At 44.6% G+C, this 26,197-nt stretch carries 23 protein-coding genes; 7 read left to right on the top strand and 16 right to left on the bottom strand.

Annotation, left to right across the window (positions count from 1 at the left end):
• Window positions 1-30: 30 nt before the first annotated feature.
• On the top strand, window positions 31-618 hold the full coding sequence (locus tag KFE98_04135) for a hypothetical protein (protein UTW63356.1): 588 nt from the start codon (window positions 31-33) through the stop codon (window positions 616-618).
• 3 nt (window positions 619-621) lie between these two features.
• Here the strand turns inward: KFE98_04135 and KFE98_04130 are convergent, their stop codons facing one another.
• The 5 genes from KFE98_04130 to KFE98_04110 form a co-directional block, all read right to left on the bottom strand.
• Window positions 622-1,440 carry a hypothetical protein gene (locus KFE98_04130; GenBank protein UTW63355.1) on the bottom strand — a complete coding sequence of 273 codons (819 nt, stop codon included), beginning with the start codon at window positions 1,438-1,440 and terminating at the stop codon, window positions 622-624.
• A 12-nt stretch (window positions 1,441-1,452) separates the two neighbouring features.
• Complete coding sequence (locus tag KFE98_04125) at window positions 1,453-2,298, bottom strand: hypothetical protein (GenBank protein ID UTW63354.1); 846 nt, start codon at window positions 2,296-2,298, stop codon at window positions 1,453-1,455.
• 2 nt (window positions 2,299-2,300) lie between these two features.
• Window positions 2,301-4,586 (bottom strand): M48 family metallopeptidase, encoded by a 2,286-nt coding sequence (locus tag KFE98_04120; protein ID UTW63353.1) that lies wholly within the window; start codon window positions 4,584-4,586, stop codon window positions 2,301-2,303.
• 8 nt (window positions 4,587-4,594) lie between these two features.
• Window positions 4,595-5,404: a prolipoprotein diacylglyceryl transferase gene (gene lgt / locus KFE98_04115; protein ID UTW63352.1), complete on the bottom strand. Its 810-nt coding sequence runs from the start codon at window positions 5,402-5,404 to the stop codon at window positions 4,595-4,597.
• Window positions 5,405-5,473: 69 nt separating this feature from the next.
• Entirely contained in the window at window positions 5,474-6,067 is a 594-nt protein-coding gene (locus KFE98_04110; protein ID UTW63351.1) for a TIGR00730 family Rossman fold protein, read from the bottom strand.
• A 211-nt stretch (window positions 6,068-6,278) separates the two neighbouring features.
• On the opposite strand from KFE98_04110, the gene hemB reads away from it, so the two are divergent.
• A complete protein-coding gene (hemB, locus tag KFE98_04105) occupies window positions 6,279-7,262 on the top strand; it encodes a porphobilinogen synthase (protein ID UTW63350.1) in 984 nt (327 codons plus the stop codon).
• Between the two features lie 13 nt (window positions 7,263-7,275).
• A complete protein-coding gene (locus KFE98_04100; protein ID UTW63349.1) occupies window positions 7,276-9,333 on the top strand; it encodes a S9 family peptidase in 2,058 nt (685 codons plus the stop codon).
• Window positions 9,334-9,353: 20 nt separating this feature from the next.
• Here KFE98_04100 and KFE98_04095 read toward each other — a convergent pair whose 3' ends face one another.
• The 5 genes from KFE98_04095 to KFE98_04075 form a co-directional block, all read right to left on the bottom strand.
• The gene (locus KFE98_04095; protein ID UTW63348.1) at window positions 9,354-12,179 is read right to left on the bottom strand and encodes a hypothetical protein; all 2,826 of its coding nucleotides are present in this window, start codon (window positions 12,177-12,179) and stop codon (window positions 9,354-9,356) included.
• Between the two features lie 9 nt (window positions 12,180-12,188).
• The gene (locus KFE98_04090; protein ID UTW63347.1) at window positions 12,189-12,677 is read right to left on the bottom strand and encodes a T9SS type A sorting domain-containing protein; all 489 of its coding nucleotides are present in this window, start codon (window positions 12,675-12,677) and stop codon (window positions 12,189-12,191) included.
• Between the two features lie 193 nt (window positions 12,678-12,870).
• Window positions 12,871-13,902, bottom strand: coding sequence for a 2-oxoacid:ferredoxin oxidoreductase subunit beta (locus tag KFE98_04085; protein UTW63346.1), 1,032 nt, complete (start codon window positions 13,900-13,902; stop codon window positions 12,871-12,873).
• Window positions 13,903-13,904: 2 nt separating this feature from the next.
• Window positions 13,905-15,749, bottom strand: coding sequence for a 2-oxoacid:acceptor oxidoreductase subunit alpha (locus KFE98_04080; protein UTW63345.1), 1,845 nt, complete (start codon window positions 15,747-15,749; stop codon window positions 13,905-13,907).
• Window positions 15,750-15,855: 106 nt separating this feature from the next.
• The gene (locus KFE98_04075) at window positions 15,856-16,275 is read right to left on the bottom strand and encodes a hypothetical protein (protein UTW63344.1); all 420 of its coding nucleotides are present in this window, start codon (window positions 16,273-16,275) and stop codon (window positions 15,856-15,858) included.
• 442 nt (window positions 16,276-16,717) lie between these two features.
• On the opposite strand from KFE98_04075, the gene KFE98_04070 reads away from it, so the two are divergent.
• Together KFE98_04070 and KFE98_04065 are read left to right on the top strand one after the other, a co-directional pair.
• The gene (locus KFE98_04070) at window positions 16,718-17,248 is read left to right on the top strand and encodes a transposase (protein UTW63343.1); all 531 of its coding nucleotides are present in this window, start codon (window positions 16,718-16,720) and stop codon (window positions 17,246-17,248) included.
• A gap of 150 nt (window positions 17,249-17,398) precedes the next feature.
• A complete protein-coding gene (locus KFE98_04065) occupies window positions 17,399-18,322 on the top strand; it encodes an aminotransferase class IV (protein UTW64635.1) in 924 nt (307 codons plus the stop codon).
• Between the two features lie 3 nt (window positions 18,323-18,325).
• Here the strand turns inward: KFE98_04065 and KFE98_04060 are convergent, their stop codons facing one another.
• On the bottom strand, window positions 18,326-19,453 hold the full coding sequence (locus tag KFE98_04060) for a glycosyltransferase family 4 protein (GenBank protein UTW63342.1): 1,128 nt from the start codon (window positions 19,451-19,453) through the stop codon (window positions 18,326-18,328).
• Window positions 19,454-19,512: 59 nt separating this feature from the next.
• Between KFE98_04060 and KFE98_04055 the strand changes: the two genes are divergently transcribed.
• On the top strand, window positions 19,513-20,538 hold the full coding sequence (locus KFE98_04055) for a hypothetical protein (GenBank protein UTW63341.1): 1,026 nt from the start codon (window positions 19,513-19,515) through the stop codon (window positions 20,536-20,538).
• Between the two features lie 48 nt (window positions 20,539-20,586).
• A complete protein-coding gene (locus tag KFE98_04050; GenBank protein ID UTW63340.1) occupies window positions 20,587-21,999 on the top strand; it encodes an O-antigen ligase family protein in 1,413 nt (470 codons plus the stop codon).
• Here KFE98_04050 and KFE98_04045 read toward each other — a convergent pair.
• The 5 genes from KFE98_04045 to lpxA form a co-directional block, all read right to left on the bottom strand.
• On the bottom strand, window positions 21,974-23,197 hold the full coding sequence (locus tag KFE98_04045) for a PP2C family protein-serine/threonine phosphatase (protein UTW63339.1): 1,224 nt from the start codon (window positions 23,195-23,197) through the stop codon (window positions 21,974-21,976). The genes KFE98_04050 and KFE98_04045 overlap by 26 nt on opposite strands.
• Entirely contained in the window at window positions 23,187-24,110 is a 924-nt protein-coding gene (locus KFE98_04040; GenBank protein UTW63338.1) for a UDP-3-O-(3-hydroxymyristoyl)glucosamine N-acyltransferase, read from the bottom strand. The genes KFE98_04045 and KFE98_04040 overlap by 11 nt, the downstream gene beginning before the upstream one ends.
• A gap of 3 nt (window positions 24,111-24,113) precedes the next feature.
• The gene (gene efp / locus KFE98_04035; GenBank protein ID UTW63337.1) at window positions 24,114-24,680 is read right to left on the bottom strand and encodes an elongation factor P; all 567 of its coding nucleotides are present in this window, start codon (window positions 24,678-24,680) and stop codon (window positions 24,114-24,116) included.
• A 112-nt stretch (window positions 24,681-24,792) separates the two neighbouring features.
• The gene (locus KFE98_04030; GenBank protein ID UTW63336.1) at window positions 24,793-25,419 is read right to left on the bottom strand and encodes an ATP-binding cassette domain-containing protein; all 627 of its coding nucleotides are present in this window, start codon (window positions 25,417-25,419) and stop codon (window positions 24,793-24,795) included.
• 1 nt (window position 25,420) lies between these two features.
• On the bottom strand, window positions 25,421-26,194 hold the full coding sequence (gene lpxA, locus KFE98_04025) for an acyl-ACP--UDP-N-acetylglucosamine O-acyltransferase (protein ID UTW63335.1): 774 nt from the start codon (window positions 26,192-26,194) through the stop codon (window positions 25,421-25,423).
• Window positions 26,195-26,197 lie beyond the last annotated feature (3 nt).

The raw sequence follows: 26,197 nt of genomic DNA, 5'->3' as shown, positions 1-26,197 counted from the left end.
TTTGAGGTTGTTAACCTCAAAATCCAACTTATGAAACAAGCAGCCATTACCCTTTTCATTTTTCTCATGGTCGGTTACGGCTTCGGTCAGGAAGTTTCTGAGCCAGGCGATTTACCTACTTCAAACAAGCAAAACGTTAAGTTCAACATCAATGATTTGGGCTTTGCCTTTGGAACAAGCACAAATGGACTGACCAACCTGGTTGTGGACTTGAGCTACGAGCGGTCTTTAAACAGAAGTTTTTCGGTTCAAGGAGGCATCCTGTTTGGAGCTACAGAGATGTCATCTACCTATACACCAGCGTTCCATTCTGGTTTTGAATTGAGCGGACGGTTTTATCATTTGGCCAAGAAAGCAGGACGGCCTTTAATGACTGGTGGGTATATTTCAACCGAATACAATTGGATTCAAACCCAACGGAGAAACTACTTCGATACCGACAACATGATTCATGCCGTTCACTCTCAGATTTCCTTACTCTATGGATGGCAATTTGACATCGGGCAAAAGGGATTTATTGATATCAACGTAGGGCCGGCCTATCAAATCGGTCATGATCAATTCAAAGACAATGCCTTGATTATGGATTTCAATTTTGGGATTGGGCTCGGCTTCTAAGGCCTAAAAAAGCAGGATTCCTACCCCCAACTTAAAGTTGAGCAGGTTCTTATAGAATACGCGGCTCTGAATGCTCTTCTTGGCCATGTTCTCGTAACGGGTCGGATCCGTTTCATCGGTATTTTTCGACAATTCAAGGCCTACCAAATTGATCAAGCTATCATACACCAGAGCGTCTCCAATGTAGGCCAGATTCAGGCCAATAGACATTCCGTATTGTATAAAGATTCGATTGCTCAGCAGCTGGCGGTTTCCAAAGTGGAAACGCAACATCGGAGATACGACTGGACCGGTTAACTGAAAAGTCGTGTCACTTAAGTTGGGTCCATTATTAAAACCAAATTGAGGGTCTGTGCTACGGATGTGGATGGAATCATTAAACGACGAAAAAGCAGCGCCAATACCTATTCCAAAGTATTTCCCCAGGGGAGCATTAGTGCCTGATCGGTACCAGAAGTGTTCCACTGAAATATCCGTAGTTCGAAATGCCTGTTTGTCCAGCGAATCTTCCTCAAAAGAATAATCGCTATAACTCCACCAAGCCGTTCCATTGTAGGTCATGGTAGCAACGTCATTGTACAGTTTAACACTCAGGCCTAATTCATTGCGCTTGTTGTAGACATGACGAAGCGATATCTCCGGCATAACGTTTACCGGCGGACTGAAGAGTTTTCCCTCCTCATTGTGAGCCAAAACCCGAAGGCTACCGGTCAAATCTCCTGTTAGGTAAGTACGTTTCCCTTTATATCCGTAAGGGGATTGGGCAAAGGCAAAGGTGGTGACAAGGAAACTAAAAAGAAATAGTACAAAAGCTCTTTTCACAATCACCACGGCTTAAAACAATAGGATTCCCCCACCAATTTTGAAGTTAAGCAGGTTCTTCATGAAAACACGTTGTTGAACAGCTGCTCGAGTATTTTGATTTAAGGTTTCCTGATCAATGTTACCACTGCCAACGAGTATCGGTTCAATGGGGTCGCCGTTTGAACTAAGGGCGGCTCCAATAATTCCCAAATTCAGTCCAAATTCCATTGCTGCATTCAAAAAGAAGCGATCAAAAAACAGCTGCTGACCACCCAGGGTGGTGCGGAAAATTGGAGAAATAATAGGTCGGGCGTTGTCGTAGAAAATGAAAACATCATCTGGGTTAGGAACTCCAGAACTTGTTTCATTTAGTCCTTTTAGGTAGTCCTCCTGGTAAGTAGACACCCGAAATGTTTCAGGGAAGTTGGACATACCCAAGCCTAATCCCATACTCACGTAACGTCCCAAAGGAGCGTTAAGATCGGAAGTGTACCAAGTGATGTGCACGCCAATCTCATTGGTCGTAAACCGCTCATGAGCTAAAAAATCGCTGCTACTTAAAGGGCCAGAACTGAAAGGGCCAATATTAGCACCATCCGTAACCGAAGCAACGTCGCTGTAATACTTGTAGTTTAATCCCAATGCCGTGGTTTTGTTCGTAACCATCGACAGCGAAACATTGTGAAACAGGTTCAATGCCGGAAATGCATTTTCACCACTTTCGGTCATTCTCAAAATACTCAATGATCCAGATAGATCGTAGTTGAGAAAAAGCTTTTTCCCTTTGTAACCATAGGGGCTTTGTGCCGAGGCCGTATGGTTAGCCATCAATACCAGAACAGCCAACCCAATTATTGTTTGAATAGATCTGTTCATGATTATCGACGTTTAATTTGGGACATACTATCGTAGAGGCAGCTATTGACATTGGCGTCGCTGTCTCGATGGAGAAATACGTATTCCTCATCAAATACGCTGTTGCCCGATTTCAAATCGAGTACATAGAATCGAATGTAGGTTCCTTCCGTTGGCGTCACCATTTTGTAGATCGCCCAGGGGATCGTTACTACAAAAAACATCGGCCAGATGTACTTTCCTTTGTTTTCGTTGATGGTGAAATTGTAGCAGGCCGGAACCGCGACATAAGGCGTGTTAAAGGAATTAGAAACCTGGTTCAGTTCTTCCAGCAGGATGGAGTTAACGGAGTCTACTTCATGGGAGGACATCTCACTAATCCATTCTTTCATTTTCATCAAGGCGTTAAATTCTTTCGTTTGAGAGTAATCAAACACCTTAGGGTCAAGTAGGGTAGTCTTAAGTTCAATGTCGCTCGATATGTCGGAGATTTTGTCTTTCAAGTCTTGCTTCTTGCCTTCTGACTGAGCGTAATTGACCTTGCTGTTTGAACCCCGGTCATCAATCACGAGGTAGGTAGGATCAACCACCACCAACTCGTCAATGCCTAAGGCTTCCCCTTTCTTGGCAATCATCTTTTCCCGCTTCTTGGCTTGTTTCGTCATACGAGCTCTTTCCGATTCGCTGATGTCCGTATTTTTCTGGTACCGTGAATAGGCCTTTTCAAACATGATTTCGAAGTCAGGATCCTTGAAGAAAGAACGGAAGGCATTGAGGTAGTAATACTTCTCGTCGTCAGACATGGCTTCTTTGTCCTCGCTCTTCTTCTTTTTGATTTTGTCGTATTTACTCAGTTCCTCATCGTCGTCTTCATCCTCATCTTCATCGTCCTCCGATTCAGCAGAAGCCGATTCTTCATCGTCCCCATCTTCGTCCTCACTTTCATCTTCCTTGTCCCGGGTAAAGTCTTCCAAAGACAATTCGTAGAATGAGATCAGGTGATACATTAAGTCCTCAGCATACTTAGCCAGGTACTTATCGTCTGGGTACTTCTGGTAAATTTCGTAGGCCTTGGCGGTGGTCGTAATGGCCAATTCCTTCTTTTTGATTTTGCGCAGGAAGTAGGATACATCCTGGGAGTAGCCTTCTACTTTTTTGTAGTAAGACATCGCCTCCGATGATTTGTTTTGTTCCTTGTAAGCCAGAGCTCCGGATAGAGCTTGAATCAAACACTTATCCAGCCATTTGTTATTGGGGTAGTCTTCCTTCATCAGGAAGCAGTTGTAAATGGCTCTGTCGTAGCGGTGCATCAGCAGGTTTTGACGAATAATTTCAAAACGGGCAATGTCGCGAACGTATCTGAATTCTTCTTTGCTGGTAAGGTAAGTGCTTTTTCCTTTCGAGCTTTTCTGAAGTTTTTTGAATCGTTTTAGAGCGGCGTCGCGTCGCTTGCGGATGTTGGGGTGGGTGCTTAATTCGTCACTCACATCATCACGAGCACTAATGCTTTTTACACTGTCCAAAAAGTACTTTTCTGGAAACTCGAAGGAGGAATTACCTAAGAATCCACGGTCAAATTCTTCTTCGTCGAAAGGTAGGTAGGAGTAAAGCAAAACATCAAACAGGCCTTTGGCCTTCTTAATGTTGTAATTGGTGTTGGCCAGCATTTTAAGGCCTTCCTTATCCGCTTCAGTCTCCAATTCGCGGGAATATTGGTAGTAGGAGTTAACACGATCGGAGGTGCTGGTGTAACGGTATTTTCCTTTTCCTTTTTTGATCAGGTCCGTTTCCAAAAATTCCTGAATGTTGTGCTGTTCGCGGTAGTGAACCAATTCGTGTGAGAGTACGAAAGCCAATTCCGTTTCATTCGATACCTGAGCCAGCAAGCCAACATTTACGAAGATGTATCCCTGGTCTGTGGCAAAGGCATTTACGTGAGGAGATTTGAAAGTGAAGAAGGTGACCTTTTTTTGTAGTTCAGGGTTGTCCTTCATGAGTTCTTTCCCAATCTTGTTGAAGTATCGGGTAAGGGTAGCACCAAACAAGATGTCACCGCTTAGGAGAATTTGATCGAGCATGAAATTGCTCATCTCATAAAAATTCTCGGTTTGTTTTCTGACCCTTTTGCTTTCGGTGGCGTATTGGTTCTGTTCGTTTATTTCTTTAGAAATTTCACTGGAGAGGCGGAGAAAAACTTCAGGAATTTCCCCTTTGCATTCCAATGGTCGGTAATCTTCTTTTGATAGCTGAGCGAAAGTAGGTATCGCTGCAATCAGAAGTAGGAACGCGATGCTGAGAGGTTTTTTCATAATTAGGGTTATGTTTTTTTGGCTCGTATTAGGAAATAGATACCACCAAAAATAAAAGGAATACTTAATAATTGTCCCATATTGAAATATAGCCCGTCTTCAAAGGCCACTTGATTCTCTTTGACAAACTCAATGAGAAAACGTGCAGCAAACAGTAAAATCAGGAATAATCCAAAGATGGCACCGGAGCGTTCGCCCCATTTTTTCTTCCAGTAAAGGAAGTTAAGTACCAGGAAAATGGTGATATAACTCAAGGCTTCATACAACTGGCTGGGATGCCGTGGAAGGTCGTCAACTTGCTTAAAAATGAATCCCCATGGCAAGTCCGTAGGTTGGCCAATGATTTCAGAATTCATCAGGTTACCCATTCGAATGAAAAATCCACCAAGGGCAACGGTAATTACCACACGGTCGAGAATCCAGATGATGGACTTTTTGCTCACCTTGCGAGACCACAGCCAAAGGGCCAATATTATTCCGATTGCCGCACCATGACTGGCAAGGCCCAAGAATCCAGTGAATCGAAACTCGGGCTCAAATTGGACAGGTAGAAATATTTCCAGAAGATGATTCTGAAAGTAAGCCCAGTCGTAAAAAACGCAATGCCCGATGCGAGCTCCGGCCACCGCGCCAATAATCACATACATCAATACGCTATCCAACCATTCCTTATTCACTTGCTCATTGCGGAACATGCGGTTGAGAACAAAATATCCGGATAGGAAGGCACTGGCAAACAAAAGGCCGTAGTACCGAATCGCTATTGGAGAGGAGATGATTTCAGGGTCAATGTCCCAGGTGATATAAAGCATGTGCATGATGTATGGCTTGCAAATTAGCTAAAAAATAGTTCTTTTTTTGGAGCCTTGTTCAAGGCAATCAAAGGTTTAGGTTTGTTCTTCCAGGATTTTAAAGATGGAATCTCCGGGCAAGTAGGTTTCAAAATGGTCAAATACTTCGTCCAGGTTGGAGCACAAATGAATTAAGGGGCGATGCTTATCACGTAGCAGACCTTCCTTCGCCATTAAGTCCAATTGTTGGCCGAGTAAATCATAATATCCATTGACGTTTAAAAGGGCAACTGGCTTGGCGTAGAGCCCCAATTGAATCCAGGTGACGATTTCAAAGAGTTCTTCAAAGGTTCCAAATCCTCCGGGAAGGGTAAGTACAGCGTCAGAACGCTCATGCATTTCCAATTTTCGCTCATGCATGGAAGAAACCGTTAGAAGATCGGTAATTCCAGTGTGTCCAACCTCATGAGGAATCATGAATTCAGGAATAATTCCGGTCACTTTTCCTCCGGCTTCCATAGCACCGTCTGCCACGGCACCCATAAGGCCAACTTTACCTCCGCCATAAATCAATTCCATGCCACGCTGGGCAATGGCTTTACCTGCTTCTCGGGCAGACTTTTTGTAAATGGGGTTGTTGCCTTCTCCTGAGGCACAGAATACACAAACGCTACTGATTTTATTTCCCATAAACTCCTTATCAATGGTGCTACGAAGTAAACAATTCCTCGGGGAATCGGCAGGCATATCGGAGCAGAATAATCCCGCTTTAACGTTTCTTATTTTTTGAATAAAGATTCCCCGCTACCATTGAGCCGTTGGCGCTACTTTTGGCCTAATTTTGAAGGGTTAGTGGAGAACCTCCCTAACTCAATTCAGAACCTAAGTAAAGAACAAAACAATGCACAGAAGACCAAGAAGAAATCGCATGACGCCTCTAACCCGAGGTCACTTGAGAGAAACCAGATTATCTCTGGAAAATTTGGTTCAACCTCTATTTATGGTCGATGGAAAGGGAATTAGGGATGAGGTGAAATCCATGCCAGGAAATTTTCGCCTGTCTACGGATGAACTGCTCAAGGAAATTGATTCCTGCCTCGAGCTGGGAATTGGAAGTTTCATTTTGTTCCCTGCGGTTCAGGAAGAACTCAAAGATTCAAGAGCGACCTACGGTGGTCACCCGGATAACTTTTACCTAAAGGCTTTTACCGAAATCAAAAAGCGATTTGGCAAGGATGTTTGCCTCATTACCGATGTAGCCATGGATCCCTATTCCAGCGATGGTCACGACGGATTGGTGGTAGGAGATGATATCGTAAACGATGAAACCCTTCCCATCTTGGCGGAAATGGCTTTGGCTCAGGTTCAGGCCGGAGCAGATATCATTGGGCCATCGGATATGATGGATGGTCGAGTGGGGTACTTGCGGGAAATGTTGGACAGCAACGGATATACCGATCGTGGCATTATGGCTTACACCGCCAAGTATGCGTCCGGTTTCTACGGCCCCTTCCGTGATGCCCTGGATTCGGCACCCAAAAAAGGGGATAAAAAGACTTATCAGATGGATCCGGCAAACAAAAGAGAGGCCCTGCTTGAAGCAGATCTTGATTATGCCGAAGGAGCGGATTATCTGATGGTGAAGCCGGCTTTGCCTTATCTGGACATCATTCACATGTTGAACGAGAACTACGATATTCCCATTGCTGCTTACAACGTGAGTGGTGAGTGTGCCATGTTAATTGCGGCTGCACAAAATGGTTGGTTGGATTTTGATAAGGTGATGCCTGAAATGTTACTGTCCATCCGACGTGCAGGAGCCCAGGTTATTTTGACCTACTTCGCAAAAACATATGCCCAAATGGCCAAAGACGGCAAAATCTAAGACCCCTTAGAGCATGAAGATGAAGAATTTGCCCTTTTCCGGAGTGGCTGAAAAAAGACCGGAGCAGTTGGAAAAACACGGTGACCTAAGAACCGATGATTACTACTGGCTGCGAGAAAGAGAAAACGAAGAAGTACTGGATTACCTCCGGCGGGAGAATGCCCATACCGAAGAGGTTATGGCTGACCTGAAAGACTTTCGTCAATCCCTTTTTGAGGAGATGAAAGGCCGGATTAAGGAAACGGACATGTCGGTTCCTTACCAATCAGATGGTTGGTGGTATTATTCGCGGTACGAAGAAGGGTTGGAGTATCCCATCTATTGCCGAAAGGAGGGAAGCCTGGATGCTCCGGAAGAGATATTGCTCAACGTAAATGAGCTGGCCAAGGACTATGAGTACTATCAGGTTGTTGGCCTGGCCCTCAGTCCAAACAAGAAGATATTGGCCTTCGGTGAGGATACCCTGAGCCGGAGAATCTATACCATCCGTTTCAAAAATTTGGAGACGGGTGAATTACTCGATGAACGAATCGAAAATACCAGTGGCGATGTGGCTTGGGCCAATGATAATGGCCACATTTTTTACTCAAGAAAAGACGAGACTCTTCGTCCTTATCAGGTTTGGCGCCATGCCTTTGAATCTAATCCGGCTGAGGATGTAAAGGTTTTTGAGGAAGAAGATGCTACCTTCAATTGCTTTGTCTACAAGTCGAAGTCCAAGAAGTACATTTTAATTGGAACCTCAAGTACGCTTTCTACGGAATATCGATACCTGGATGCGGATCATCCTTTTCAGGACTTTACCATAATTCAACCGAGGGAAGATGACCTCGAATATGGTGTCGGTCACATTGGAGATAAGTTTTACGTACTCACGAATTGGAAAGCCAAAAATTTCCGATTGATGGAGGTGCCGGTTGGCGTCACCAGCAAAGAAGAATGGGTAGAGGTTATTCCGCACCGTGAGGATGTGTTGCTGGAGGATATCGAGCTGTTTGAAAACTACCTGATATTAGAAGAACGCATTCAGGGAATCGTTAACATCCGAGTGATGACCTTGGATGGCTCACGAGATGAATACCTCCAATTTGGAGAAGAAGCTTACCAGGCATACTGCGTCAATAATTATGAGTTTGCCGCTCAAAAATTGAGAATTAGCTATACTTCCATGACCACTCCGTCTTCCATTATGGAATACGATTTTGAGAGTCGGAATATGGAGGTGTTGAAGCAGCAAGAGGTTCTTGGTGAATTTGATGTGGCGAACTACCAGAGTGAGCGTTTACAATTAGAAGTTCGTGATGGAGTTAAAGTGCCGGTTTCATTGGTTTATCGAAAGGGCGCCATGGATCAAGGTGCAGCCCCTTTACTTTTGTACGGATACGGAAGCTACGGACACAGCATCGATCCTTATTTCTCTTCCGTAAGACTATCTCTATTGGATAGAGGAGTGGTATTTGCCATTGCCCACATTCGAGGGAGTGAAACTCTGGGCAGATCCTGGTACGAGGACGGGAAGCTTCTCAAAAAGAAAAATACTTTCTTCGATTTTATCGATGTTGCCGAAAGTCTTATCCAAAAAGGATATACCAGTAAGGAGCAACTTTTTGCCATGGGCGGAAGTGCCGGTGGTTTGCTTATGGGGGCGGTTATGAATGAGCGCCCTGATTTGTTTAAGGGGATGGTGGCTGCCGTGCCTTTTGTGGATGTAGTAACCACCATGCTGGACGAATCTATTCCATTGACAACAGGTGAGTATGACGAATGGGGAAACCCCAATGATCCGGAATACTACAACTACATCAAGTCCTATTCTCCCTATGACCAGGTAGAAGCCAAGGATTATCCAAACATTTTGGTAACTACAGGGCTACACGATTCTCAAGTTCAATACTGGGAACCTGCCAAATGGGTAGCTAAACTCAGGGAGTTAAAAACGGATAACAACATTCTCCTGCTTCAAACCGAAATGGATTTTGGCCACAGTGGAGCAAGCGGACGATTTGAATCGTTGAAAGAAATTGCACAGGAATATGCCTTCCTGTTGGATCTAATGGATCGCGCAGAATAAAATCCGGCGAGGTCTCCTGCTTATCGATTAGCGGGAGACTCGCTGTTTTCCAACACCTTTTCAGATACACCACGAGTACCTTCCGACTGTTGTTTGATTTCTTCAATCGTTTTGTCCTGCTTCAAAGGCTGGTACATTGCCTTGGTTGCAGGCTGACCATAAGCCTCAGGATGTAAGTATTTTCCACGCTCCTCAGCATTCTTGTCCTGAACAGGAACAATACGATTTTGCTGTGCGTATGGATCGTTACGAATTCCGGTAACCTGCCAGCTAACTTTGACATTAGGCTGATCCGTTTGAATGATGAACTGATTGCCCGAAATTTCCTCTTTTACAATACACTGAGCAAACTGACCAATGGGAGTCAATTGGTAACGGTATTCAATGTTGTTGCCATCAAAGTAGTCTGGTAGGGTAACAGTAGCATATCCTTGAGCATCAGTTACAATGTTTCCGTTGTAGATGTTCATCATATCAGGACTTTCCACAAAACTGTGCACCAAGAATTTGTTCTCTGGATCTTCTGGGTGATCAATCTTAAAGGTACCAGAACCTTTACTGATTGAACCGGTAATAGACAAGTTTCCTGTGATGGTCACGTTTCCGATGAAGTATCCTGCTAAGCTACCGGTACTGGTATTTACTCGAGAATAAACACCGATGTTGGGGTGGGCGAAATCGTCGGCTGCATAACCGTACAAGGCAATATTGGTATCAGCACCCCAGGCATAGCCGTAGGATCCAACATTCCATTTTCCACCACCGGTTGCAACACCGTAGGCAAATCCGGCCGATCCATAGTTTCGATCAGCCACTGTCCCATAGGCCTGTCCTACCACACCATAGTTAAGCGTACTATGACCTCTTGAGAATCCACTTAAACCTGCATTGAAACCATTGCTAAAGGCCGAGTTAGTTACTTCTGCAAAACCCGCTACCCCTTCATTTCTTAGAGTAGTAGATGATTCGGCAATACCGGTTACACCTCGGTTGTCGCTATTAGAAGAAGTAGATCCACTGTTGGCCTCGCCAAAAAGGCCTGAACTCAAGGTTTGACTAGCCCCACTTCCTCCTCCTTCGGCATAACCGTAAACACCGTAGTGGTTTCCACTTCCACCAGTACCAAATTGGGGACGAGCTTGACCAAATACACCATGTTGTTCGAATGTATTTCCAGCAGTGGAGTAGGTATTGGCTATAATGGCCGTATTCGTATTAGTGCTCCGAGCATCCGATTGAATACCAATGGCTCTCTGACTCCCTTCCTGTAAATTATAAATACCGATAGCAGGACCGTTATTGGCAGTTACCTGGTTGTAGATCCCAATGTTTTGCGTGGCAATTCCTGAGCCTGAGACTAAAGTTCCAATCATACCGAAGTTTGATCCTCCATTCTCAACAGAATAGGAAATACCAATGTTCGCATCAGAGGCTCCTGAGCTTTCCGCTACCGCTTGCACCGCAATGTTGGTGTCGGCATCGGTGGCATAACCTAAAACCCCTACGTTGTGGCCTGAAGAGTTTCCGGCAGACACCCCTTGAACACCGCGATTCACACCATCGGTACCCACTATGGTGGCGCCTATGCCAGCATATTCTGTGTTGGCTGAGTTGGTAATTTGAGATTGAACCAATACTCCATAACCTTGATTAGTTGTACTGGTTTGATTGGTCGTATCCAATACGTGCAACTGATGAGAAGGAGCAGATCCACCGATGGCAACGTTGCCTGCGGCATAATAAATATCGCTTCCGCTTTCGCCCCAAACGCCGGAGTTATTTACCACAAATCCACCATTTTTGGAAAGGTATATAGTATCGTTAGACGAGGAGATCGTTTGAATTTCATTCGTGCTATCACGGTCGTGATCCGTTGCACCACCGGAGTTAATCAATCCGCGGAGAACAGAAGCAGTATCCGCCAAGTGCGTGGTCTGTACAATGGAATCGGCTCTGATTTTCGCTAATAGGGTGGCCGAAGTAGTCGCAACGTTGGCAGAATGAACCAACGAGTCAGCTTGAATTTTGGCCAAAAGCGCATTGGATGTAGCTGCAATGCTTGCGGAAAGAACCAAGGAGTCAGCTTGAATTTTTGTGGTGAGAGCAGTGCTCACGGCTACAATCCGAGTGGCATGAACCACGGAGTCCAATCTGATTTTCGTAGCCAGGGTTAATGAATCGGCTACTTGCTTGATTACAATTTGTTGCAAAATGGTGGCAAAAATGAGGGAGTCATTTCTGCGTTGGATTACTAAGTCGTTGAAATCCGCTTCGAGCGAATCCAAATCCATGTTCAAGGTATCTACATCTCCTTCGAGGGTATCCAGGCGAAGGGCATAGGTGGATAGATCTACTTGTCCGCCGTTTTTGGACAATTCAATAATATCGTTGTTGAAGGATAGCGTTTGAATCTCATTGGTTGAATCCTGGTCATGATCGTTTGGATTATCCGATGTGGCTGCATACAATGCGTATGGCACAGAGACCAGTTGAGAATTGCTCAACACCGTGTAATTGGTGCCTCCGTCCGGATCAACCTCTACTTTCAATACGTGTTCAAATTGGCCCCATTTTACCGTGCTGAAATCTCCGGATACAACGGTTCCTTCACCGATTCTCAAGCTTACTAAACCGTAGCCATTGGTAGTTGCCGTTTGTGTTTCCACATACACATCTACGCCACCCGAGTGATTCTCAAAAATGGTGAATTGGAAATTGACAGTTTTGTTGGGTACAACATCTCCGTCAGAGTTTCTTACTACTGCTTGATAACTAAACAAGTCAGGAGCCTGGGAGAAAGCCTGCAGGCTCAGTAGCATAATTAGGAAAGGAAGTATTTTTTTCATCGCAAGGATTTATTGGGACTTAATAACTTTAAAATGCTCTTGGTATCTTCCGGATTCGGAACGAATCAAAAGCAAATATTGTGCATCAGCTAATGGTGGAAATTCTAAGGTGTTTTTGTCATTGATCAGGTCAAATCGGTGAAGAACCTTACCCGTCATGTCTGTAAGGGTGGCTGTAAACGACTCTTCCTCAAAATCCTGAGGAACAAGATTCAACTCATGTTGGAAAGGGTTGGGATAGATTCTGAATTGGCCAGCACTGGGCTCTCCAATACGATCAATGGATACAATGGTAAATCCAGCTTGATGTAATCCCTGCGTAAATGTAAAATTGCCCGAAGTATCGGTTAGGGTCATTATTTCCCCCACGGTCCAACTAATGGAATATCCATTTGTATCGATCGTTGAGCTGGCAACAGTTCCTATCAACTCCTGGCCCGATAATGAAAGGGGCAGAAGACTGGATCCGAACAGGATATAGGAAAATAGCTTCTTCATGGTTTTGATGTCTTATTCAAATATACCGAATACTTAAATGCCTTTTTTCAAAAAAATGGAATGGAAGAATAGTCTTGGTTTCTTCGCATCGTCTCTCACTTCAAAAGAACACGTTTAAGCGCACATGCGTTGGTGTGTTGAAGTTGAGGTTAGTTTAGCAGCATAAAAATTCGACGAAAGCCTCGACCTCGGATTACTCGATTTTCCAAGTGTTGTTTCCGGCCAGCAATTCATCCAAATCACCTTCACCTTGTTGTTCGATAGCCTGGTTGATTTGAAGCTGCATAGCTTCTTCATAACACAAGCGATCTGCGGTGAAAAAGATTCCAAATGGACGAGGCATGGCGCGCTCATCTCTTGGATCGTCAAACATTCGGCTAAGCAAATGAGCTTTAAAGGGATCTTTTTCATCATGAATCCATAGGTCATCAGCCGAATAATCCGAACCTAAACTCACTACTTCAGGTGAAAATCCGTTTAAGCGAATTCCTTTGTCGTTATTGGCTCCGAAGATCAATGGCTTCCCTTGTTCGAGGAAGAGGGCCATTTCCGGTTTGGTGTCTTTATCGGTAAAGGTGAAGAAAGCTCCGTCGTTAAATACATTGCAATTCTGATAAATCTCTACCAATGAAGAACCACGATGGCTCTCAGCTCTTTTGAGAATGTCTTTCAAATGGCGAGGATCACGATCCATGGTACGCGCTACAAAGGTGGCATCAGCTCCCAGGGCCAAGGCCAGAGGATTGAAGGCATGGTCCAGTGCACCTAACGGACTGGATTTCGTGATTTTTCCTTCACGGGAAGTGGGCGAATACTGCCCTTTTGTCAAGCCGTAAATTTCATTGTTGAACAGAAGAATATTAACATCGAAGTTTCTTCTCAACAAATGGATCAGGTGGTTACCTCCAATGGATAGGGAGTCACCGTCGCCGGTGATGATCCAAACATCCAATTCGGGATTTGTAGCCTTAAGTCCGGAAGCAATAGCTGTGGCACGTCCATGAATCGAGTGCATACCATAGGTTTCCATGTAGTATGGAAAGCGACTTGAGCATCCGATACCGGAAATAAATACGGTTTCTTCACGATTTTTGCCCAATTCAGCCAATACCGATTGAACTTGTTTGAGGATGGAATAATCCCCGCAACCAGGACACCATCTCACATCTTGATCGGTGGCGAAATCCTTAGCTGTTAATGTATTTTTTATTGTGGAGTTTTCCATAATTAGTCTTCGTAGATTTCCCGAACCTTGTCTTTGATTTCCTTAGCTGTAAAGGGGAGTCCTTTGATTTTGCACAATCGAATGGACGGGATCAAAAACTTGTTTCGAATCAAAATATCCAACTGACCATCGTTGATTTCTGGAATCAACACTTGATCAAAACGTTCCAGAATTTCGCCCAGATTTTTGGGGAATGGATTCAGGTAACGCAATTGGGCATGACTTACTTCATAGCCTTCCAAAAGAAGATCGCGAACAGCCGATTTAACGGCTCCATAAGGAGAACCCCAACTCAGGATTAAAATTTTACCAGATTCAGCTCCCTGATCAATGGTTTGAAGGGGAATGTCTTCGGCAATTTTATCAATCTTGGCGGCTCTGGTTTTTACCATGTGCTCATGGTTATCCGGATCGTACGAAACGTTTCCGGTCAAATCTTCTTTTTCCAAACCACCTACCCGGTGTTCCAATCCTTTCATACCTGGAATGGCCCATTGGCGAACGAGGTTTTCGTCGCGTTTGTAGGGGTAGTAAGTCTCTTCGGTAAAGTCTTCCGGATTGGGAAATTTGGCCGTAATGCTTGGCAATTGATCAGCTGTTGGGAAGGCCCATGGTTCAGAGCCGTTGGCGACATAACCATCGCTGAGTACCATGACAGGAACCATATGCTCCACGGCAATCCGACAACCTTCATACACTGCGTCAAAACAATCTTTAGGCGTTTGCGGAGCTACTACCACCGTTTGAGCCTCACCATTCCGTCCAAACAAGGCTTGCATCAAGTCAGACTGTTCCGTTTTGGTAGGAAGTCCTGTTGAGGGGCCACCACGTTGAACGTTGATGATAACCAACGGCAATTCCAGCATAACAGCCAGTCCCAAGGCTTCTCCTTTGATGGCAATTCCAGGCCCGGATGAACCTGTAGCAGCCAGAGCTCCGCCGAAGGATGCTCCGATACAAGCGGTAACAGCAGCAATCTCGTCTTCGGCTTGAAAGGTTTTTACGCCGTATTTTTTATGCTTTGCTAATTCGTGCAGAATGTCGGAAGCAGGTGTAATGGGATAAGATCCATAGAAAAGATCCAGATTTGCCTTTTTAGAAGCAGCGATCAATCCCAATGCTGCAGCTTGGTTTCCCATTACCGCACGGTAGGTGCCTTTCGGCATGTTGGCCCGCTCTACGTTGAATCGAGAGGTGAAAGTTTCGGTCGTCTCACCGTAGTGATAACCCGCTTTCAAAACTTGGATATTGGCTTCTGCAATCTCGGGTTTGCTGGCAAACTTTTGATGGATAAAGCCCAATGTTTGATCCAAAGAACGGTTAAACATCCAGTACACAAAACCCAGCACAAACATGTTTTTGCTTCGGTCAACCACCTTTCTGGATAAGCCTGATTCTTTCAGGGCTTCACGAGTTAGGGTGGTAACTGGCATGGTAATCACCTGATAGTCGGAAAGAGATCCATCCTCCAGGGGATTACTCTCTTGACCAGCTAATTTTTGGTTCTTTTTGTCAAATCCATCTGTGTTGATGAGAATGACTCCGTTTTCGGCAATTTTATGTTTGTTCGCTACCAATCCGGCAACGTTCATAGCAACCAATACATCACACAAATCTCCAGGAGTGAATACATCAATGCTACCAAATTTCATTTGATAACCCGATACTCCGGCAACCGTTCCAATTGGAGCGCGGATTTCTGCAGGGTAATTTGGAAAAGTGGCCAGGTCGTTACCGAACCACGCATTGGTGTTGGCCAATTGGTTCCCGGTCAACTGCATACCATCCCCGGAATCTCCGGCAAATAGGATGGTAATTTCCTTTTTGATTTCTTCTGTTTTTGTCATAGTCGTAAATCGGTGCAAAAGTAGTGATAAACCGCTACTCGTCCGGTGACCTTTATTACAATTCATCGGGAGAAAAGTTGCAAACCGCGAAACAAGGCTGTTGTGCCTATCCCAGACTGTGAATGAGCCAGATAGCCAATAGAATAGAACGCAAAGTCCAGCTTGCAGTTCGAATCCAATTGGTTCGAATCAAAAACCGGATGAGTTGAGGGTTAGGAGAGGCTGCCAAGCGAAGGTGAGTGGGAACCTGAAACAGAAAGGTACTAAGGCCGATGGCGATCATAAGGGCTCCATTAATCATCCACCAAACATCGGGTGTTTCCCAAAGCATCCAAAATCCAGTGATCCATTCTACAATCATAACGGGCACCGTGATGTAGCCTGTGGCAAAATTGCGCTGTTCGTATTCAGCAAAATCTTCTTGCCTGATTTGCAAGAACAAGGGATAGTGTACGATTTGAACAAACCAACAGAGGCCCGTCATGAAAAGGGTCAGGAGAATATGAATGGTGAGGACGATGGTCATGATGTTTCAAACATAACTCTTTCGGCCCCGATAACCATCGGGGATCCGAAAGGAAGAGTTGCGGATTTAAAATCCGCGGCTCCCACATCTGGATTGCAAATCCAGATGAGTTACTTCAATTTGGATGACGATTTAGCCTTACCTATCTTGTGATCTATTAACCAATCAAATTAAACCATGAGCCAGAAAAACAAAATTTACCCTGGTCTCGTCTATTTTCTTACGCTCACTGTCGTCGACTGGGTAGACCTTTTTACGAGACCTGTATACCGCCATATCATTGTTGATTCAATCTCTTTCGGATTTGCAATCCGAAAGGAAGAGTTGCGGATTTAAAATCCGCTGCTCCTACATATAGATTGCAAATCCAGATGAGTTACTTCTTTTTGGATGTCGATTTAGCCTTGCCTATCTTTGATTCATTAACCAACCAAATTAAACCATGGGCCAGAAAAACAAAATTTACCCTGGTCTCGTCTATTTTCTTACGCTCACTGTCGTCGACTGGGTAGACCTTTTTACGAGACCTGTATACCGTCATATTATTGTTGATTCATTAAACTATTGCATTAGCCACAAAGGCTTGAAGGTTTATTCCTGGGTTCTTATGTCGAATCATCTTCACTTAATTGCTTCATCCGATAAACAGGATTTGAGCTCCATTTTACGAGATTTCAAGAAGTATACCTCCAAGAAAATATCGGCAGAAATTATTCAAAATCCTCAAGAGAGTCGAAAGACTTGGCTCTTGGATCGATTCGAATTTGCCGGAAGATTTGATTCGAAAATTCGATATTTCAAAATATGGGCTCCTGGAAACGAAGCCAAGGAGATGGATTCAGTAGAAATATTGGACCAGAAAGTGAATTACATTCACCAAAATCCGGTTAAGGCAGAGTGGGTAGAAAATGAAGAGGAATACATCTATAGCTCTGCTCGAAATGTGAGTGGGCAAAGAGGATTGGTAAATTGAACAGCTATAGGACTTTTTCAGGATTACAAATCCTGAGCTCTTGCTTTCGGATTATTCCCTACGGTCATGAGGCAGTTGCAAATCCGAAAGAGTTGTCCGGAATTGAAATCCCAAAAGGTGTATTTTCGATTCCCTCAAAAGCTTTTTACCATGGTCCACGGAACCCACAACGCACTGGATGATCCACGCAACGAATCGATTCAAATTTCGATAAATGGAGAATTGTTCAACCGAAATGAAGCCCGAATCTCGGTTTTTGACAGCGGTTACCTGGTGGGCGACGGCGTTTGGGAAGCCTTACGACTTCACCAGGGAGTTTTGGTATTTCTGGACCTCCACCTGGATCGGTTATGGGAAGGTGCAGCGGCTATCGGGATGAAGCTTCCTTTTAGCCGAGAGGAGTTGACAAACCAAATAGGGGCTACGCTCAAGGCAAACCAAATGACAGACAACGTCCATGTTCGAATCATGGTGACCCGTGGAATTAAAAAGACACCCTCTCAAGACCCAAGGCTTACCATTTCGGGTCCCAATGTCGTAATCATTCCGGAGTACAAAGTAGCCTCACCCAAAAGTCGCGATGAGGGAATTACCTTATTCACCAGCACTATCCGTCGCGGATCTGCCGACTACCTGGATCCTAAACTCAATTGTCATAGCAAATTACACGAGGTTCAGGCCTTGGTGCAAGCCATAGAAGCGGGAGCCGACGAAGCACTAATGCTCGATGTTAATGGTTTTGTGTCCACTTGCAATGCCACCAACTTTTTTGTAGTCAAAAGGGGAGAGGTGTGGACCTCAACCGGAGCTTACTGCATGAATGGAATTACCCGAGCCAAAGTCATCGAAGCTTGCAGCCGATTGGGGGTAGCATGTCACCAAAAGGACTTTAGCCTGACGGATGTGTACTCGGCTGATGAAGCATTTGTAACCGGAACTTTTGGCGGACTTACACCAGTCAATCGAATCGACGGTCGGGATATCGGAACGGGCAGTCATGCCATGATTGATAAGCTTCGAAAAGGTTATCACGGTTTGATCCAAGAAGAGATTGATAAAAACAGATTGGCCTAAAGACTAAGAAAGCGCCTTCTCAACGGAGGCCCATAATAGGTCGGCGGATCTTTGCCAGGTAAACTCTTTAGACCGATTTAAACCTCGTGCAATGAGGTTGTTTCTAAGATCCGAATTATTCCATACTTCGTGTAGTCCGCGGGTAATCGAATCTGCGTTAAAAGGATCAATCCCGAATCCTGCCTCGCCACAGATTTCCGGCATGCTGGTAAGGTTGGAAACCACCACGGGTACCCCAGCTTTCATGGCCTCCAAAGGAGGTACTCCAAATCCTTCAAAGGTGGATGGATACACCATCAATTCAGCTCCTCCAACAAGAGTATTGGCCTCGCTCTGTTCAAAGCCAGGAACAAAATGAATTTCACTTTTATACGGTGAGCTCTGAAAGGCAGATTCCATATCTTGATCCCACCATTTCTTTCTTCCCGCCAACACCAACTGGATTTCTTCTGATCCCTGAGTTTTCTTGAAGTCATCAAAAGCCCGAATGAGTCGTGCAATATTTTTTCTTGGATGTAGGCTTCCGATAAACAAGAAGTAGGGTTTCCCTCCGGCGTATTTTTGACGGGCCTTTTCCTTTTCTGCCGAATCAATAGGATGGTAATCTTCCGAAATCCCATTATAAACCACATCGATTAATTCCGAAGAAATTCCATAACGTTCGCTGATGTCTTTTTTCGAATACTCGCTAACGGTGGCAATTCGGGTGGCTTTTTTGGCATACTTGGGAAAGAAATGCCGGTAGTAATGCCTGTACCAAAAGGGTAAGTCCTCCGGGTGATGTTCAAAGTTGAGGTCATGAATTACGGGTACGCAAGGCACGTGAGTGAAATGCGGCAGGTAACCATCCGGAGATAAAAATAAATCCGGTTTAAGGTGATTGAGCAGGCGTGGAACCGTGTTGCCAAACCAGATATACCATAAAAAAGGATGGCGACTTGGCGGACCCGCCCAAACGCCACGCACATTTTCGCTGAATAAATAGGGAGGATGATATCGACGGTCGAATAGAAAAATAAATTCAACCTCCGGACGTTGTTGCGTGATACGTTTCAGGGTCTCGTAGGTGAACCACCCGATTCCGTCAAGTTTATTCGGAAGCAAAAGACGGGTATTAACCGCGATTTTCATGGACAGCTAAACTAATTCAATTTCGCTTACTTTTGGCGAAATTTAAGCGATACAGATTGATGAATTCTGAAGAAAGAAAGTCAGCAGATTTTGATTCAACCAACTTATTGGTGTTTTTGCTGCAGTGGAAGAAACCGCTCATTATTATCACTGCGATAGCGGCCATAGGGTCGGCCATTGTATCGCTTCTAATCGAAGAGAAGTACGAATCCACGTATGTTTTCTTCCCCGCTTACACCAGTTCGATTTCCAAAGGGGTAATGACGGAAGATGCCGGGGCAAAAAACGATATCGTACAATTTGGGGAAGAAGAACAAGCCGAACAAATGCTTCAAATTTTGAATTCCGAAGAAATCCGGGACAAAATTGTAGCCAAGTACAACTTGTTTGAGCACTATGAAATTGATGCGGACGACAGCTATCCTCAAACCAAATTGATTAAAACCTGGGAGAGTAACGTTTCTTATAAAAGAACAGAATTCCAGTCCATCGAAATTCGGGTATTGGACAAGGATCCAAAAATCGCTGCTGGTATTGCCAACGACATTGCGTCCCTCTTGGACTCCACCAAAAACCGGATGATCCACGACCGTGCCATTCAGGCCTTTGAGGTAATTAAGAAAGAGTACAAGCAAATGGAAGCCCAGATGCAACGTATGGACGATACCTTGAGCTACTTGGGTGAACTTGGAATCTACAACGTGGAAAAACAAACTGAGATGCTGGGGCAGGAGTACTACAAGGCTTTGGCTCAAGGTAAATCTGAGGCAGTTAAGAAATTGAAAGCTCAATTGGATGTTTTGGGTAAATACGGAGCCCAGCACGAACGTCTGTCCGATCAGCGTGAATTTGAGCTGGAACGTATGATCCTTCTTCGCTCTAAGTACGAGGAATTGAAAGTAGATGCATCTCAATCGGTAACGCACAAGTTTACCGTAAACAAGGCTTGGCCAGCTGAGAAAAAGGCCTATCCTATCCGCTGGTTGATTGTGGTTATTTCAACCCTTTCCACCTTTATTCTGGCCGTTTTGGTCATCATCGGAATTGAGAACTACAAACGCATGCAGCGCAAAGGAATGCTGTAAGTCACTTTGGACTCCAATCCTTCTATAGCTTCCAAGTCAAGTCAATGGGTGTTTTATGCCCTATTGGGGACTTACCTTATTGCAGCAGGACTGGCTACCTATGCTGAGTTCTATTGGCTGTGGGCCTTGCCCGTTTTTGTTGGCATTGTTGGGGTAGCGTTATTCAAGATGGATTGGTTGCTTTTGGCCATCGTATTCTTCGTGCCCTTATCCCAAAACCTGGAGAAGCTTGAATTTGGATTAGGAGTCTACCTTCCTACCGAGCCACTCATGTTTGGGGCTATGATCGTGTATGGGGTCAAATTGTTTTTTGATGGTGACTACGATCGAAGGATTTTGTCCTATCCGCTAACCTTGGCCGTGTTGGCTAACTTACTTTGGATCTTTCTTACCATATTTCCGAGTCAACTTCCTTTGGTTTCGTTGAAGTTTTTGATTTCCAGACTTTGGTTTGTTGTGCCCTTCTTTTTCATGGCGGTCCTTCTGTTCAAAAACACCAAAAACATAGACCGTCTTTTCTGGTTGTACATCATTCCCATGGCTGCCGTTATCATTTACACGGTTTATAATCACGCCATTCGAGGCTTTGAAGAAAAGCCCGCCCACTGGGTCATGCAACCCTTTTTTAAAGATCATACTTCCTATGGTGCGATGATCGCCTATTTCATGCCCATGATGGTGTGCTACCTGGCCTTGCCTAAGCTGAGAATTACCTCAAAGATTCAGGTTTTTCTCATCCTTATCGTATTCACCGTAGGGGTTATTTTCTCCTATACCCGGGCTGCATGGGTAAGTCTTTTAGGAGCCTTTTTGGTTTGGTTGGTGATTTACTTGAGGGTCCATTTAAAATACTTGATTGTATTGGCCGGTTTTGCCCTGTTTGTCTTCGTCAATTTGCAGGATCAAATCTTCATGAAATTGGAGAAGAACAGGCAGGATTCTTCCAGTGACCTATCTGAGCACGTAGAATCGATTTCTAACGTGGCAACGGATGCGTCGAACCTCGAGCGTATCAATCGTTGGAGCGCGGCGTTTAGGATGTTTGAAGAACGGCCTGTGTTTGGTCATGGTCCAGGAACTTATTCCTTTTTGTATGCTCCTTATCAGCATTCGAGTCAATTAACCATCATCTCCACCAACTTTGGAGATGGAGGAAATGCCCACAGCGAGTATTTCGGGCCTCTGGCAGAAACGGGAGTACTGGGATTGGTGACTTTTATCGTGATTGTCTTTTTCTTCTATTACAAGGCCATACCTCTTTATTACGTGCTGGAGGACACACGACTCAAATACCTGCTCATGGGTGCCATTCTTGGGCAAACAACCTACCTCATACACGGAGTGCTCAACAACTTCTTAGATACGGATAAGGCTTCCGTTCCCTTCTGGGCAAGTGCTGCTTTGGTGGTAAGTTTGGATTTGTATCAGAAGAAGATCAGCAAAACCGAACACTCAGAATAGCCAGATCATCGGCGTGTGGTTGATCTCCCAACCAATCCTCAATTCGCGTAACAATCTTTTTATTGATCTCCTCTGGCGGCGCATCATCAAAACCATTGAGAAGTTCCATTAGGCCTTCGCTTTGAAACATTTCTCCTTCGAGGTTTTCGGCTTCCGTTACACCATCGGTTGAGCAAACCAAATAGGCGCCTGGAATCACTTCCAAGGTAGCCACATCGTGGTCGGGAAGTTTGTCGAGCATGCCAATACCTGGTAGGGTCGATTTTAAAGGAGTGATGATTCCCTCTTCAATCAAAAGGGCATCTGGATGAGCGCAATTGATGTAACTAAGTTCTCGGGTAGTGGAATTGTAGTGGCCTATAAAGAGCGTAAGAAAATTGGTTCCTTTTGTGTTTTCTACAATTACCCGATTTAGTTCCTGCAGGGCAATTGGCAGTGGGAATCCCATTCGGATAAGGGAGCGAAAAGAAGCTTGGAAATTGCTCATTATAAGGGCCGCCGATACTCCTTTCCCAGAAATATCGGCCATACAAAAGACATATTCTCCTGGACGTATTTCCAACATATCGTAGTAGTCGCCACCCACGCGGTCATGAGATTGGTGGAAGGCAGCTGCTTGAATGCGATCGTCGTAGGGCAGGTTTTGAGGCAATAAGCCCTTCTGAATCTGGCCAGCGAGTTTCATCTCATTTCGGATGCGTTCCTGATTCAGGGCTTCCTTGGCCATCCTCTTATTTTCAATAGCCACCATAATGATGTTGGCCAAGCTTTGAATGTAGTTCAGGTTTTTGATGAGCGGGCTTACCCGGTTCACTTCATCTTCCTGATCTTTTAGCAAGACCACTCCAAGAACCCGTTCTTTGTGGTAAACTGGAATGACCATCTCCACGTCAGGAAATAGTTCATTGTCAGCTACACCTAAGGAGGTGATTTCATGAAAACGATGGAGTTCCTTTTCCGGAATTTGATTGGTCCAATTGGGAAAGCCAATGTGAATTACCTTGCCCCATTGTTTGTTTTCACAAGTGTAGAAGAGGAGATGAGGTAAATGAAGATCCTGAGCCAATATTTCTTCAAATATGGCATATAGGGCCTCTCCTGACTCGTTGTTGTTAATCGCCGTGGTGATTTGGAGAATACGGCGGAATTGGAATTTTGCTTCAGCTAATTTTTCTCTTTGCGTAGGGTTAATGGCCATGGTTCTTGGTTAACGATCGAATAGCCGCCACTTCCCTGAATTTTTCGCGCATGGGGCCTGCTGGAGACCCAAATTGAGTCTCATTGGCAGGAACGCTTTTTGCGATTCCCGACTGCGCGTAAACAACTGCATTTTCGCCAATTTCAATATCACTAATCACGCCTACCTGTCCCCATAGAGTAACATTGTCTTTGACCACCACGCAGCCTGCAATTCCCACCTGGGAAGCCAATAAACAATTTTTACCCAACACGGTATCGTGACCTATATGGACCAGATTGTCCAATTTGCTTCCAGCACCAATTGTTGTATCTCCCGTTACACCACGATCAATGGTGCAATTGGCACCAATATGAACGTCATCCTCGATAACCACACGCCCGCCAGAGGTGAACTGCTTGTAAGCACCGTTTCTCTTTTGGTAATAAAAGGCATCGGCTCCCAATACGGTATTGGCATGAATAATTACCCGATCTCCGATTACTGAGTAATCATTGATCACGGCATTGGCGTGAATCACGCAGTCTTTGCCAATCGTAACGTGATTTCCGATAAAGGCTCCGGGTTGAATGTGCGTTCCTTCTCCAATGGTGCTGGAGTTGCTAATCGCTTCTGTCGCTTTTTCAAAAGGACGGAAGTGTTCGATCAGCTTCAGAAAATCTTCAAAAGGATCTTCGCTAATTAGCAGTGCCTTGCCTTCCGGGCATTCCACTTCCTTGTTGATCAAGACAATGGTAGCTGCAGAATTCAAGGCCTTGTCATAGTACTTGGGGTGATCTACAAAAACGATATCACCAGGTTCTACAACGTGAATTTCATTCAATCCCAGAATCGGGAAATCATCCGGACCTACCTTACTGCAACCAATGAGGTCGGCTACAGTGGTGAGCGTTTGGGGGCTTGGAAACTTCATGGATTAGGATTTCACCCTTTCTGAATAGGTTCCGTCCTTCGTGTTAATTTTTACTTTATCTCCGGTATTGATAAACAACGGTACACGTACTTCAGCACCTGTTTCTACAGTAGCTGGCTTAAGTGTGTTAGTAGCTGTATCTCCTTTTACGCCAGGCTCGGTGTAAGTAATTTCCATCACCACATAAGCCGGTAATTCTGCAGACAGCGCAGCTTCTTCATCAGCGTGAAAAAGAACATTTACAATGTCTCCTTCCTTAAGGAATCCAGGAGCATTGATCAGCTTCTCGTCCAAGAAAATTTGCTCATAGGTATCGGTGTGCATAAAGTGGTATTGCTCACCATCGTTGTATAGGTACTGATAATTGCGGTTCTCAATACGAACAACGTCAATTTTATGTCCTGAAGGGAAGGTGTGATCCAATACTTTACCGGAAGTCAGGCTCTTAATTTTTGTCCGAACGAAAGCTGGACCTTTACCTGGTTTTACGTGCAAAAACTCAATGATTTGGTATAGGTCATTGTTGAAGTTGATACACAATCCGTTCTTTATATCTGAAGTTGATGCCATAATAGTATTATCAATGTATTTGCTGCGAAATTAGGGGATAATTTTCAATTTTCAATCCGATCTATATGGGATCCCTTTTAAGGGGTAGATTTTAGAATTGGATTCTGGAGAATTAATTCTTGTACGCTGCCAGATCGATGTTCTTGTCGCAGAAGAAGTATTCGTCCTCTACCTGATTGGAGCACACACAAATGACTCGGTTTTCCTGGTGCTCACGAATGGTTCTTTTATACCAGGCAATTCCGTTAGCGTCGAGGTTAGATAGAGGTTCATCCAATAAGAGAAGCGGACTGTCGCTGAGCAAAGCCAGGGCAAGTTTTATTCGTTGCTTCATTCCCGAAGAGAACAGGTGTAGGGCCTTGTCATGTTGGTAATGAATTTCCGTAAACTCCGACATTTCTTTACCACTAAAGTGGCGCTTCAAAGGTTTTACCGATTGGTGGAATTGAAGCATCTCATCCAGGGTAAACTCTTCGATAAGTTGTAAGTAAGGTGTACAAATATTCAGGTGTCGATAAATCTGATCCACCTCAATGGCTTGCCCATCTATTTCATACGAGATTTTGCCCTCATTAGGGCTTACCACGCCAGAAATAACTTTGAGTAGGGTAGATTTTCCAGAGCCATTGTTTCCTTGAATTAGGTAATGGTGTCCAGATTCGATCGTGGTACTAAGATGACGGAATATCCAATCGTAGTTAAACCGTTTTCCTACATCGCTTAACCCGATTTTTATCATCCTAAACCCCTTTCATAATTCCGTTGGGCGATTCAGCGATGAATTTTAGGATCATTTCTTTCTCCATACAATCGGGAACCGTTTCACGGATAATCTGGATGGCTTTGGTCATGTTTTTATTCTGGATGTACAGAATCTTATAAATCTTCTCGATGGTGCGAATCGTTTCCTCATCGTAGCCTCTACGCTTCAATCCTACAGAGTTGATTCCGATGTAGGAAATAGGCTCACGAGCGGCTTTTACAAAAGGAGGAATGTTTTTCCGTACCAAAGAACCACCTGCGATAAAGGAGTGAGCTCCAATTCGGATGAACTGACCGGTGCCTACCTTTCCTTCCAGAATGGCGTAGTCTTCCACCACCGTGTGCCCGGAAAGTCCGGAGTACCCAGCAATAATACAGTGATCACCCACCACGCAGTCGTGCGCAATGTGTACGTAAGACATTAATAAGGTATGGCTACCAACTACTGTTTTCCATCGATCGGCGGTGCCTCGGTGAATGGTTACCCCTTCGCGAATGGTGGTATGATCACCAATTTCTACGGTGGTGTACTCACCTTGGTATTTGAGGTCTTGCGATACAGCAGAAATAACGGCTGTTGGATAAATGGTACAGTGACTTCCAATACGAGCCCCGTCAAGAATATTGACGTTGGACATAATTTCCGTATTGTCACCAATTTCCACATCTGCAGCGATGTGGGTAAAGGGTCCAATCTTTACATTCTTGCCGATCTTGGCATCTGGGTGTACGTCAGAAAACTTGTGAATCATGGA

The organism is bacterium SCSIO 12741 (assembly GCA_024398055.1).
In the GTDB taxonomy this organism is placed as follows: Bacteria; Bacteroidota; Bacteroidia; order Flavobacteriales_G; family Salibacteraceae; genus SCSIO-12741.
This window is presented reverse-complemented; position numbering and strand designations above follow the sequence as displayed.